10 protein-coding genes are annotated in these 13,082 nt (G+C 69.1%); 3 read left to right on the forward strand and 7 right to left on the reverse strand.

Translation table 11 applies throughout. From position 1 onward, the window contains the following. The 3 genes from ACFQ3T_RS28145 to ACFQ3T_RS28155 form a co-directional block, all read left to right on the forward strand. The coding region (locus ACFQ3T_RS28145; RefSeq protein WP_380727638.1) for a hypothetical protein at positions 1–676 on the forward strand (676 nt) is incomplete at its 5' end. A 468-nt stretch (positions 677–1,144) separates the two neighbouring features. Next, positions 1,145–4,627, forward strand: a complete 3,483-nt coding sequence (gene rpoB / locus ACFQ3T_RS28150) for a DNA-directed RNA polymerase subunit beta (RefSeq protein ID WP_380727640.1) — start codon at positions 1,145–1,147, stop codon at positions 4,625–4,627. Positions 4,628–4,736: 109 nt separating this feature from the next. Further along, positions 4,737–8,633 carry a DNA-directed RNA polymerase subunit beta' gene (locus tag ACFQ3T_RS28155; RefSeq protein WP_380727642.1) on the forward strand — a complete coding sequence of 1,299 codons (3,897 nt, stop codon included), beginning with the start codon at positions 4,737–4,739 and terminating at the stop codon, positions 8,631–8,633. Positions 8,634–8,724: 91 nt separating this feature from the next. On the opposite strand, the gene ACFQ3T_RS28160 is transcribed toward ACFQ3T_RS28155, so the two are convergent. The 7 genes from ACFQ3T_RS28160 to ACFQ3T_RS28190 all read right to left on the reverse strand — a co-directional run bounded on the left by ACFQ3T_RS28160 (position 8,725) and on the right by ACFQ3T_RS28190 (position 12,911). Then, on the reverse strand, positions 8,725–9,033 hold the full coding sequence (locus tag ACFQ3T_RS28160) for a hypothetical protein (RefSeq protein WP_380727644.1): 309 nt from the start codon (positions 9,031–9,033) through the stop codon (positions 8,725–8,727). Between the two features lie 125 nt (positions 9,034–9,158). Next, the gene (locus tag ACFQ3T_RS28165) at positions 9,159–9,599 is read right to left on the reverse strand and encodes a hypothetical protein (protein WP_380727646.1); all 441 of its coding nucleotides are present in this window, start codon (positions 9,597–9,599) and stop codon (positions 9,159–9,161) included. Between the two features lie 96 nt (positions 9,600–9,695). After that, positions 9,696–9,992 (reverse strand): TFIIB-type zinc ribbon-containing protein, encoded by a 297-nt coding sequence (locus ACFQ3T_RS28170; RefSeq protein ID WP_380727648.1) that lies wholly within the window; start codon positions 9,990–9,992, stop codon positions 9,696–9,698. Positions 9,993–10,030: 38 nt separating this feature from the next. After that, positions 10,031–10,900 carry a phosphotransferase gene (locus ACFQ3T_RS28175; protein ID WP_380727650.1) on the reverse strand — a complete coding sequence of 290 codons (870 nt, stop codon included), beginning with the start codon at positions 10,898–10,900 and terminating at the stop codon, positions 10,031–10,033. A 19-nt stretch (positions 10,901–10,919) separates the two neighbouring features. Next, a complete protein-coding gene (locus ACFQ3T_RS28180) occupies positions 10,920–11,480 on the reverse strand; it encodes an LppU/SCO3897 family protein (protein ID WP_380727652.1) in 561 nt (186 codons plus the stop codon). A gap of 11 nt (positions 11,481–11,491) precedes the next feature. Next, positions 11,492–12,559, reverse strand: coding sequence for a WXG100 family type VII secretion target (locus ACFQ3T_RS28185; protein WP_380727654.1), 1,068 nt, complete (start codon positions 12,557–12,559; stop codon positions 11,492–11,494). A gap of 1 nt (position 12,560) precedes the next feature. Next, the gene (locus ACFQ3T_RS28190; protein WP_380727656.1) at positions 12,561–12,911 is read right to left on the reverse strand and encodes a hypothetical protein; all 351 of its coding nucleotides are present in this window, start codon (positions 12,909–12,911) and stop codon (positions 12,561–12,563) included. Positions 12,912–13,082: the final 171 nt, after the last annotated feature.

The raw sequence follows: 13,082 nt of genomic DNA on the forward strand, positions 1-13,082 counted from the left end.
CGGCGAGGCCGTCGCCCCGAGCGTGCTCGACGACGTCCAGCCGCGGCGCGCCACCGCCGACCACGCCACGTCCGAACGCGCCACCGCCGACCGGGCCGCCAAGACCCGGCGCCGCGCGTCCGACGGCGACGAGACCTCCAGCCTCCGCACCGGCCTCGCCCTGCCCGTCGCGCTGGTCGTGCTGGCCGCCCTCCTGGCGGGCCTCGGCTACTGGTTCCAGCACCGAGCGGGCCAGGTCGACTACAACGAGGCCCTGGTGGACAGCGCCGGCACGACCGAGGTCGCCGGGCAGACCCGCGAGGCGGTCGAGAAGGCGTTCTCCTACAACTTCGCCGACGTCACGGCCACCGAGAGGGCCGCGAACGAGCTGCTGGTCGGCAAGGCCCAGTGCCAGTACAACGCGATCTTCGACCCGGTCCGCAAGCTGGCGCCGGAGCAGAAGCTCGTGGTCACGGTGAAGGCCGTCTCCAGCGGTGTGACCTCGCTCGACGGGGACCGCGCCACCGTGCTGCTGTTCCTCGACCAGGTCACCACCCGCACCACCGACAACCAGACCGGCGGCGGCATCGCGATGATGCGGGTCGGCGCGCGGAAGGTCGACGGCCGGTGGAAGGTCGACAACATGGAGATGTTCGGCCAGACCGGCGACCAGGCGGCCGAGACCGGCAAGTGCTGACGGGACGGCCCTCGGAGGCCGCTCCAGGCGTCCACTGAGGACCGCACGCCTACTTTAAGCCCGCGCACAACGTGATCTGCATCACAATTCTAGCCGGGTGACCGAACGGAATCGCCACCATCTCCCTTCGGGGCGCGAACACCCGCCAAACGTTCACTGATGCTCACGTACATGTATTTTCGCAGGTCACAGCGGTAACTCCGAGTTATCGCCGCTTGCGCCAGTGGAGTGATCGCCGCGTGGCATCTTGACTGTGGGCGTCGGCGGGGTCACTCTGTCGGTGAGCACGAGAAAGGTCCTTCCAGGTGCCTCTCGACAGTTGCCGCGCGCGTGGCTAGACTGCTCCTTTGCGCTGCCCTCTTTCCGTTTGCCCTTCGCCGAGAGCTGGATTGCCGGGCATCGCCGCACCCTTGACAGCCGTGCCAGTTCCGCTGACTGGCCAGCTACCTGTCCCTGGAAGGACGCATCTTGGCGATCTCTCGCGCGACCAAGGCCACTGCTGCGACCAACTCCACGTCGGGGATTCCCGGAGCGCCGAAGCGAGTCTCTTTCGCGAAGATCCACGAACCGCTTCAGACGCCCAACCTGCTCGACCTGCAGATTCAGTCGTTCGAATGGCTCACCGGCGACGAGGCGTGGTTCCAGCGCCGCGTCGACGAAGGTGACGAGGCGCCGACGGGCGGCCTCGAGGAGGTCTTGAACGAGATCTCCCCGATCGAAGACTTCTCCGGCTCGATGTCGCTCTCCTTCTCCGACCCGCGCTTCGACGAGGTCAAGGCCTCGACCGAGGAGTGCAAGGACAAGGACATGACGTACGCCGCCCCGTTGTTCGTCACGGCGGAGTTCACCAACCACACCACTGGCGAGATCAAGAGCCAGACCGTGTTCATGGGTGACTTCCCGATGATGACCGACAAGGGCACGTTCATCATCAACGGCACCGAGCGGGTCGTGGTTTCCCAGCTCGTCCGCTCGCCGGGTGTCTACTACGACACCGCGATCGACAAGACGACCGACAAGGACGTCTTCAGCGTCAAGATCATCCCGTCCCGGGGTGCCTGGCTGGAGTTCGACGTCGACAAGCGCGACACGGTCGGTGTCCGCATCGACCGCAAGCGCCGCCAGCCGGTGACCGTGCTGCTGAAGGCCCTGGGTTGGACGACCGAGCAGATCCGCGAGCGCTTCTCGTTCAGCGAGACGCTGCTGACGACGCTGGAGAAGGACCACACCGCGGGCACCGACGAGGCGTTGCTCGACATCTACCGCAAGCTGCGCCCGGGCGAGCCGCCGACGAAGGAGTCCGCGCAGGCCCTCCTGGAGAACCTGTTCTTCAAGGACAAGCGCTACGACCTGGCCAAGGTCGGCCGGTACAAGGTCAACAAGAAGCTGGGCCTGAGCACCCCGATCACCACGGGCGTGCTGACCGAGGACGACATCGTCACGACGATCGAGTACCTGGTCCGCCTGCACGCCGGTGAGACGTCGATGAAGCCCGGCGACGTCGAGGTGCCCGTCGAGGTCGACGACATCGACCACTTCGGCAACCGCCGCCTGCGCACCGTCGGCGAGCTGATCCAGAACCAGATCCGGGTCGGCCTCTCCCGCATGGAGCGCGTCGTCCGCGAGCGCATGACGACCCAGGACGTCGAGGCCATCACGCCGCAGACCCTGATCAACATCCGCCCCGTCGTGGCGGCGATCAAGGAGTTCTTCGGCACGTCCCAGCTGTCGCAGTTCATGGACCAGACGAACCCGCTCGCGGGCCTGACCCACAAGCGCCGCCTGTCCGCGCTGGGCCCGGGCGGTCTGTCCCGTGAGCGCGCCGGCATGGAGGTCCGCGACGTCCACCCGTCGCACTACGGCCGCATGTGCCCGATCGAGACGCCGGAAGGCCCGAACATCGGCCTGATCGGCTCGCTGTCCTCCTACGGGCGGGTCAACCCGTTCGGCTTCATCGAGACGCCGTACCGCAAGGTCGTCGACGGCCGGGTCACCGACCAGGTCGACTACCTGACGGCCGACGAAGAGGACCGGTACGTCAAGGCCCAGGCGAACGCGAAGATCGATGAGGAAGGCAACTTCCTCGAAGAGAAGGTCCTCGTCCGCAAGAAGGGCGGCGAGGTCGAGATGATCGACCCGTCCGACGTGGACTACATGGACGTCTCGCCGCGCCAGATGGTCTCGGCCGCGACCGCGATGATCCCGTTCCTCGAGCACGACGACGCGAACCGCGCCCTGATGGGCGCGAACATGCAGCGCCAGGCGGTGCCGCTGCTGCGCAGCGAGTCCCCGCTGGTCGGCACCGGCATGGAACTGCGCGCCGCGGTCGACGCCGGTGACGTCGTGGTGGCCAAGAAGACCGGTGTGGTCGAGGAGATCTCCGCCGACTACGTCACGGTCATGGCCGACGACGGCTCGCGGCAGACCTACGGCCTGCACAAGTTCCGCCGCTCGAACCAGGGCACCTGCATCAACCAGAAGCCCATCGTGAACGAGGGCGACCGGGTGCAGACCGGCCAGGTGCTGGCCGACGGCCCGTGCACCGAGAACGGCGAGATGGCCCTGGGCAAGAACCTGCTCGTGGCGATCATGCCGTGGGAGGGCCACAACTACGAGGACGCGATCATCCTGTCGCAGCGCCTCGTGCAGGACGACGTCCTGACCTCGATCCACATCGAGGAGCACGAGATCGACGCGCGGGACACCAAGCTGGGCGCCGAGGAGATCACCCGGGACATCCCGAACGTCTCCGAGGAGGTCCTGGCCGACCTCGACGAGCGCGGCATCATCCGCATCGGCGCCGAGGTCCAGCCCGGCGACATCCTGGTCGGCAAGGTCACGCCCAAGGGCGAGACCGAGCTGACCCCGGAGGAGCGCCTGCTCCGCGCGATCTTCGGCGAGAAGGCGCGCGAGGTGCGCGACACGTCGCTGAAGGTGCCGCACGGCGAGTACGGCAAGGTCATCGGCATCCGCGTGTTCAGCCGCGAGGACGACGACGAGCTGCCCCCCGGCGTGAACGAGCTGGTCCGCGTCTACGTCGCCCAGAAGCGCAAGATCCAGGACGGCGACAAGCTCGCCGGCCGCCACGGCAACAAGGGCGTCATCGGCAAGATCCTGCCGGTCGAGGACATGCCGTTCCTCGAGGACGGCACCCCGGTCGACATCGTGCTGAACACGCACGGCGTGCCGCGTCGTATGAACATCGGCCAGGTGCTGGAGACCCACCTCGGGTGGATCGCCAAGCAGGGCTGGAGCATCAACGGCGACCCGGACTGGGCGAAGAACCTGCCGGCGGAGCTGTACGACGTCGAGCCGGGCACTAAGACCGCCACGCCGGTCTTCGACGGCGCGCGCGAGGACGAGATCACGGGCCTGCTGGGCTCGACGATCCCGAACCGCGACGGCGAGCGGATGGTCAAGGAGAACGGCAAGGCGGTGCTCCTCGACGGGCGCAGCGGCGAGCCGTACCCCTTCCCGGTGTCGGTCGGCTACATGTACATCCTGAAGCTGCTGCACCTGGTCGACGACAAGATCCACGCCCGTTCGACCGGCCCGTACTCGATGATCACGCAGCAGCCGCTGGGTGGTAAGGCGCAGTTCGGTGGTCAGCGGTTCGGTGAGATGGAGTGCTGGGCGATGCAGGCGTACGGCGCCGCCTACACGCTCCAGGAACTGCTCACGATCAAGTCCGACGACGTGCTGGGCCGCGTGAAGGTCTACGAGGCCATCGTCAAGGGCGAGAACATCCCGGAGCCGGGTATCCCGGAGTCCTTCAAGGTGCTGCTCAAGGAGCTCCAGTCGCTGTGCCTCAACGTCGAGGTGCTGTCTTCGGACGGCGCCGCGATCGAGATGCGCGACGGCGACGACGAAGACCTCGAGCGTGCGGCCGCGAACCTCGGCATCAACCTGTCGAGGAGCGAGTCGCCGTCCGTGGACGACGTCGTCAACTGACCCTCGCCGGTCACCGGGGCCGCCTGCCCTGGCAGTCAGGGCAGGCGCCCGGTGACCGAACCGCCAGCTCCCACGCAGTACCGAAATCAAAAAGGGGAAGAGAGTAGACGTGCTCGACGTCAACTTCTTCGATGAGCTCCGCATCGGTCTCGCGACCGCGGACGACATCCGCCAGTGGTCCTACGGCGAGGTCAAGAAGCCCGAGACCATCAACTACCGCACGCTCAAGCCGGAGAAGGACGGCTTGTTCTGCGAGAAGATCTTCGGTCCCACCCGGGACTGGGAGTGCTACTGCGGCAAGTACAAGCGCGTCCGCTTCAAGGGCATCATCTGCGAGCGCTGCGGCGTCGAGGTGACCCGCGCCAAGGTGCGCCGCGAGCGGATGGGCCACATCGAACTGGCCGCGCCCGTCACGCACATCTGGTACTTCAAGGGCGTCCCCAGCCGGTTGGGCTACCTGCTCGACCTGGCCCCCAAGGACCTCGAGAAGATCATCTACTTCGCGGCCTACGTCATCGTGGGCGTGAACACCGAGCTGCGCCACAACGACCTGCCGACGCTCGAGAACGAGATGCAGGTCGAGCGCAAGCGCGTCGAGAACCGCCGTGACGCGGACGTCGAGGCCCGTGCGCAGAAGCTGGAAGCCGACCTGGCCGAGCTGGAGGCGGAGGGCGCCAAGTCCGACGTCCGCCGCAAGGTCAAGGAGGGCGGCGAGCGCGAGATGCGCCAGCTCCGCGACCGCGCCCAGCGCGAGCTGGACCGGCTCGACGAGATCTGGTCCACGTTCACCAAGCTCGAGCGCGCGCAGCTGATCGCGGACGAGATGCTGTACCGCGAGCTGTACGACCGCTACGGCGACTACTTCACCGGCGCCATGGGCGCCGAGGCCATCCAGAAGCTCCTGGGTGACTACGACGTCGACGCCGAGGCCGACGTGCTGCGCGAGACGATCCGCAGCGGCAAGGGCCAGAAGAAGCTCCGCGCCCTGAAGCGGTTGAAGGTCGTGGCCGCCTTCCAGGCGACCCGCAACAACCCCCAGGGCATGGTGCTGGACTGCGTCCCGGTCATCCCGCCGGACCTGCGCCCGATGGTGCAGCTCGACGGTGGCCGCTTCGCCACGTCCGACCTGAACGACCTGTACCGCCGCGTCATCAACCGCAACAACCGCCTCAAGCGACTGATCGACCTCGGCGCGCCCGAGATCATCGTCAACAACGAGAAGCGGATGCTGCAGGAGGCCGTCGACGCGCTGTTCGACAACGGCCGCCGCGGCCGGCCGGTGACGGGTCCGGGCAACCGGCCGCTGAAGTCGCTGTCCGACCTGCTGAAGGGCAAGCAGGGCCGGTTCCGCCAGAACCTGCTCGGCAAGCGCGTCGACTACTCGGGCCGTTCGGTCATCGTGGTCGGCCCGCAGCTGAAGCTGCACCAGTGCGGCCTGCCCAAGCAGATGGCGCTGGAGCTGTTCAAGCCGTTCGTCATGAAGCGGCTGGTCGACCTCAACCACGCGCAGAACATCAAGTCCGCCAAGCGGATGGTGGAGCGCGCGCGCCCCGCCGTGTGGGACGTGCTCGAAGAGGTCATCACCGAGCACCCCGTGCTGCTGAACCGCGCGCCCACGCTGCACCGGCTGGGCATCCAGGCCTTCGAGCCGCAGCTGGTCGAGGGCAAGGCCATCCAGCTGCACCCGCTGGTCTGCGAGGCGTTCAACGCCGACTTCGACGGTGACCAGATGGCGGTCCACCTGCCGCTGTCCGCCGAGGCGCAGGCCGAGGCGCGCGTGCTGATGCTGTCGTCGAACAACATCCTCTCGCCCGCGTCGGGCAAGCCGCTGGCCATGCCGCGTCTGGACATGGTGACCGGCCTGTACCACCTGACCCGGCACAAGGAGAACGACCTCGGCGAGGGCCAGGCGTACTCCTCCCCGGCCGAGGCGCTGATGGCGTTCGACCGCAAGGTGCTGGGCCTCCAGGCGATGGTCAAGATCCGGATCACGGACAAGAACCCGCCGAAGGGCCAGGAGCCGGAGGGCTGGGAGCCCGGTCAGCCGTGGCTGGCCCACACCACCCTCGGGCGCGTGCTGTTCAACGAGGTCCTGCCGCAGGACTACCCGTTCATCAACGAGGTCATGCCCAAGAAGCGGCAGGCCATGATCATCAACGACCTCGCCGAGCGGTACCCGATGGTCACCGTCGCCCGGACGCTGGACAAGCTGAAGGACGCCGGTTTCTACTGGGCCACCCGGTCGGGCGTCACGGTCGCGATCTCCGACGTGCTCGTGCCGCAGGCCAAGCAGGGCATCCTCGACGAGTACGAGAAGCTCGCGGACGCGGTCGAGAAGCGCTACCAGCGCGGTCAGCTCTCCCACACGGAGCGCAACAACGAGCTGGTCAAGGTGTGGACCAAGGCGACCGAAGAGGTCGCCGAGGTCATGGAGGCCAACTTCCCCGAGGACAACTCGATCCGCATGATCGTGATGTCGGGCGCGGCGGGCAACATGACCCAGGTCCGCTCGCTCGCGGGTATGCGTGGTCTGGTGACCAACCCGAAGGGCGAGTACATCCCGCGGCCGATCAAGAACTCGTTCCGCGAGGGCTTGTCGGTGCTGGAGTACTTCATCGCCACGCACGGCGCCCGCAAGGGTCTGGCCGACACCGCGCTCCGCACGGCGGACTCGGGCTACCTGACCCGTCGTCTCGTGGACGTCTCGCAGGACGTCATCATCCGCGAGGTCGACTGCGGCACCACGCGCGGCGTGAACATGACGGTCGGCGAGCGGCAGGGCGACAAGGTCGTGCTGGCCGAGTTCGCGCAGACCAGCGTGTACGCGCGGACCATCGCCGAGGACATCACCGACGCCGGCGGCAACGTCGTGCTCAACCGCGGTGACGACCTGGGCGACCCGGCGCTGGCGACCTTGGTCGAGGCCGGCGTGACCCGCGTCAAGGTCCGCTCGGTGCTGACCTGCGAGTCCGCGGTCGGTGTGTGCGCGTCCTGCTACGGCCGCTCGATGGCGACCGGCAAGCTGGTCGACGTCGGCGAGGCCGTCGGCATCGTCGCCGCGCAGTCCATCGGTGAGCCCGGCACGCAGCTGACCATGCGCACGTTCCACCAGGGTGGTGTGGCCGGTGACGACATCACCACCGGTCTGCCCCGTGTGCAGGAGCTGTTCGAGGCTCGTGTGCCGAAGGGCAAGGCGCCCATCGCGGACGTCGACGGCCGGGTGCGCATCGAGGACGGCGACCGGTTCTGGAAGATCACCCTCATCCCGGACGACGGGTCCGAGGAGATCGTCTTCGAGAAGCTGTCGAAGCGTCAGCGACTGGCCAACACGGCCACCGGTCCGCTGCAGGACGGCGACCACGTGCACGTGGGCCAGCAGCTGCTGGAGGGCACGCCCGACCCGCACGAGGTGCTGCGCGTGATGGGTCCCCGCGAGGCCCAGCTGCACCTGGTGCAGGAGGTCCAGAAGGTCTACCGGGCCCAGGGTGTGGCGATCCACGACAAGCACATCGAGGTCATCGTCCGGCAGATGCTGCGCCGGGTGACGATCATCGACTCGGGTGCGACCGAGTTCCTGCCGGGCTCGCTGGTCGAGCGCGCGGAGTTCGAGTCGGGCAACCGGGCCGTGGTGGCCGAGGGCGGCGAGCCCGCCGCCGGTCGTCCGGTGCTGATGGGTATCACGAAGGCGTCGCTGGCCACGGACTCGTGGCTGTCGGCGGCCTCCTTCCAGGAGACGACGAGGGTCCTGACCGACGCCGCCATCAACGGCCGGTCGGACAAGCTCATCGGCCTGAAGGAGAACGTGATCATCGGCAAGCTGATCCCGGCCGGCACCGGCATCAACCGGTACCGGAACATCCAGGTGCAGCCGACCGAGGAAGCGCGTGCGGCGGCGTACGCCATCCCGAGCTACGACGACGGCTACTACACGCCGGACGTCTTCGGCACGGGCACGGGCGCAGCCGTCCCGCTGGACGACTACGACTTCGGTCGCGACTACCGCTGAAGCAGCTAGTCGGCTAGTCGGCTGAAAGGCCCCCGGAGCCTCCCGCTCCGGGGGCCTTTCGCATGCCTGGGGGAAGAACCGCGGTGAGCCGTCAGGTGAGGCGGCGGCGGGACTTGGCCAGTGAGCGGGCGCGGGCGACCAGGTCGTCGACCAGGTCGGCGTCGGCGATCGGGGGAGTGGCGTCCGAGCAGCACGGCGGCTTGGTGCGCTTCTCCGTGAGCTTCGGGCGGACGCCCGCCAGCGCGTACAGGGTCTCGTAGAGGTCGCGGCCGGGGTCGTCGTCGTGCGGGCCGACGAGCATGATCCACGCCGTGCGCGGGGACGGGAAGGCCACGACCACGCGGTCGGTGCCGCGGAGGTGCTTCACGCACAGGCGGGGCAGGGGCTCCGGGCCCGTCACGCGGTACCCGAGCGCGGCGCAGCCGCTGTGCGACAGCTCGTCCAGGAACCGGTCGTAGGCGACCCTGGCGGCGCCGCGCAGACCGGCGGCCTGGCCGGCGGCGACCGGCGTTTCGACGACCTTGATCAGCGAACCACGCGTCCTTCGCCGCGGTGCATCTGCTCCAGGCTCGTGGCGAGGTCGTCCCGGTCGAGCAGGGCCGAGTCGCTCAACCGGCGGTGCACCTCGTCCAGCAGGGCGCGGTTCTTCCCGGCGCGCCTCAGGTCGGACACGACGTGCAGCACCTCGTGCAGCCGCACGGCGTCCAGCAGCATGCGGGGCTCCTGGCTGTGGATGGCCAGCACGCCCTCGCGCGCCCACGCCTTGACCGTCTTCTCGGTCAACTCCAGCAGCTCGCCGGCCACCACGGGCCGCACGGGAGGCGCGGTGCGCAGGGCCTTCGCCACGACGCCGTGCAGCTTGCGCCGCCGCTCGTCGTCCTCGGACAAGCTCGACGCGACCTCTTCGATCTCCTCGATCTGGTCGAACAGGTCACGGATGCGCGCGGCCTCGGTGGCGACGGACATGACGGCCCTCCTCCGGTCACTACCGAGTATCACCCTGTTTTTCGGCAGTGGCAACGGTGGCCCCGCGCACCGCGCGCGGGGCCACCGACCCGAAGATCAGGACGAGAAGAACAACCCACCCAGACCGCGGTGCTTCCGGTGGCCGTAGTGGCCGCCGTAACCCGGCGCGGCGCCCCAGCCCGGCTGCACCGGCTGCTGGACGTAGTGGACCTGCGCCGGCGCCGGAGCGGCGGGCGGCGGGGGCGGCGGGGTCGCCATCTGCTGCTCGAGGCGAGTGATGGCTTCCAGCTCGCCGTAGTCGAGGAAGACCCCGCGGCAGCCATCACACTGCTCGATGTGCACGCCCATGCGGTCGAAGGTGCGCATGTTCGCATGACACTTGGGACACTGCATCGTGTGAGCCTCCTGCTCTTGACGCGATGTGCCCGATATTAGCCGCGCGGAATGGGTTCGTGTGTCGACACGATCCGGGCACACGCCTCGATCAGCGCTTCCTGAGCATCGTTCAACTCGTTCCCGTCGCGCTCCGCAGCGGAAAGAGCACGCGCCGCCATCTGGACGACCAGCGCGCGCGCCGGCGCGTCGAGCACCGACCACGGGTCCTCCCGCGGCACGCCCACGCCGCCCGCGTCCAGGTACGACCCGAGCAGGCGGCCCCACGCGTCGGCGTCGAGCACCCCCGCCGCGTGCAGCGCGGCCGGCCGGGCCAGGTCCCACGCCGGGTCGCCCACACCCAGGTCGTCCACGTCGATCAGCCGGTAGCCGTCCCGCCACACCAGCTGCCCCAGGTGCCAGTCGCCGTGGATCAGCGTCGTCCCGGAGTCGGCGAACCGCGGCAACGTCGCGAAGGCCCGCCGGACCAGCGCCGCGGCGGGCGTGTCCACCGTCAGGTCGCGCACCGCGCGCTCCATCCGCGACCGCGCGCCGGCCACCGGCACGGGAGGCGCGAAGTCCGAGGCGGTGAACCGGTGCAACGCCGCCAGCATCCGCCCGGCGGCCTCCATCGGCAGGTCCTCGGGCTCGCTCTGCGGCACCGGCGTGCCCATCGGCCACGCCGTGACGACCCGCCCCAGCACCACCGCGGGCGCCGACCGGGGCGTCAGCAGGAGTTCGGCCAGGCGGGGGTCGGCGGCCAGCCGCAGCCGGGCGGCGAGCACCGCGAGGTCCGTGCCGCGCTCGTGGGCCTTCAGCACCACGTCCGCGACCCGGACCACCACGACGTCGCCGCGCACCGCGAGCACCTCGGGCGAGGCGTCGGCGGCCACCAGGGCCGCCATGCCCGCGATGAGTTCGGAGTTCACCCGACCAGTGTGACCCGGCTCAGGCCTTGGTCAGGCAGACGGTCGTCGCCGGCACGCTGTACACCCTCGACTCGGCGCCCTGGGCGCACTGCTTCGCGTCCGCCTTGCCCGACACGACCTCGGCCACCTTCAGCACGCCGCCGCCGCACGTCACCTTCTCGTACAGGCTGGCCCGCCCGAACGGGGTGAGCTTCAGGCACTCGCCCTCCCGGACGTTCAACATGAAGCACTGGTACGAGACGCGCTTGTTCTTCCGCGTCCCGCCGGTGCGCGCGGGGTAGTAGTCGCCCTCGGGGCACTCCGCGTTCACGCCGCCCGCGTAGGCCGCCTGGCGGTAGGACGCCTTCGGCGACGCGCAGTCGGCCTTGGCCATCTCCACGCCGCCGCGCGCGACGCTCTTCGGCTGGGCGCAGTCGCCGGTCTTGGTGCCGGTCCGCGAGACGTAGAAGAACAACCCGCCGATGACCAGCAGGAACACCGCGCCGACGATGACGCTGATCTTGGTGACCTTGCGCCGCTTGCTCGGCGGGGTCCGCATCTGCTCCTGGAACGTCGGGTCTTGCGAGATGAAGGCGCTCACGGCGTCCCCTTTCAGATGGAGAGCTTGCGGTCGACGTCGGCGGCGTTCGGCGGCTCGTCGGTGACCATGTCGTAGACGTCCTTGCCGCTCTCCACCACCGCGCCGCCCAGCGTGGCCCCCGCGTTGCCCAGCGCGTCCTTGCCGAACTGCTGCGCGGAACCCTTCCAACCACCCGGCCCGATGATGTTCCCGGCGCCGTCCTTGCCGAGGAACGTCTGCATGGCGTCCTTGCCGGCGAACTTCTCCGCCGTCGTCCGCCACCACTTCGGCCCGGCGAGCCGTCCGGTGAGCACCTTGAACACCCGGCCGATCTTCGTCAGCACGGCGGTGACCCGCTGCACGATCCGCGACACCCGGCTGACCGTCACGCCCACCTGCACGGCGGTCGCACCGGCCGCCGCGACCTCGGACGCGCCCAGCGTGGGCACGGCCGCCGCCTGCGCGGCCAGCCACGTGATGATCAGCCACTCGACGAGGCTCGCGATCAGGTCCATGACCAGGTCGTACGCGGTCTTCATCAACGCCGCGCTGCCGGTGAGCAGCGTGACGATGCTCTCCGCCTCGCCGCCCGTCTCCATGATCCCGACGGCGAACTCGCCGAGCCGTTCCCGGCTCGCGTCGGCCGCCTGGCCCTGCCAGCTCGCCAACCCGGTCTCGACGGTCCCGGCGAACTTCTCGGACAGCGCCTTCAGGTCGGTGGCGACCTTCTCGAAGTGCTGCGCGGCCAGCTTCAGCTGCTCCTCGTCGCCGGTGACGAGCTTCAGCGCGTCGTCCAACGGCTTGATCAGGTCGACCAGGAAGCCGAGACCGAACGTGAGCAGCGAGTGCAGCGGGTCGGCGATGATCTCCGCGGCGCTCGGGAACTCGCCGAGGAACGCCTGGATGTCGCCGACGGCCGCCTGCACCTCGGCCGGATTTCCACTGGTCAGGCCGCCGAGGGCGTCCCACGCCTTGGCTCCCGCCTCGACCGTCCCGCTCTCGCTGACCGGCTTGAGGAAGTCGCCGTCCTCGCTGGTCCAGTAGTTGTCGTCACGAACCTCCTGCTCGGTGCCGACCGCTTCGAGCGTCTCCCCGGCCACGTCATGCCCCCGATCCGACCGACGGCGGCCGCGACGCGTCGCCGAGCTGCCTGCCGATGTCGTCCAACGCGTCCGCGACGGCCTGGTTCACGTCGCGGTAGTGCTCGCCGGTCAACGACAGCCGGTCGCCCAGCTTGCCCAGGTTCTCGGTCATCTTCGCCATGTGGTCCAGGAACGCGTCGGTCAGCTCCACGTAGTCGCCGTACGTCAGCGCCTGACCGAGCAGTCCCCACGAGATCTCGGGCACGATCGCGGCCTGGGCCGCTTCCTTGATCTTCTCCGCCTCGGCCGAGAGGCCGTCCACCGCCTTGCCGCAGGCGATGATCGCCTCGGCGTCCACACCGAATGCCATGTCGTCCCTCCTCAGCGCAGGATCGAGCCACCGAAGTCGTCGTCCGGGTCGTCGTCACGCGGTGGTGGCGGGGCGGGACGACGTGGCGGCGCGGGCGGCTGGGGCGCCGGTGGACGGCCGGGTGACGGCGGCAGGTGCGGCGACGACAGGTGCGGCGGCGGCACGTGCGGG

Origin of the sequence: Saccharothrix hoggarensis, from assembly GCF_042678885.1 — a bacterium.
GTDB classification, from domain to species: Bacteria; Actinomycetota; Actinomycetes; order Mycobacteriales; family Pseudonocardiaceae; genus Actinosynnema; species Actinosynnema hoggarensis.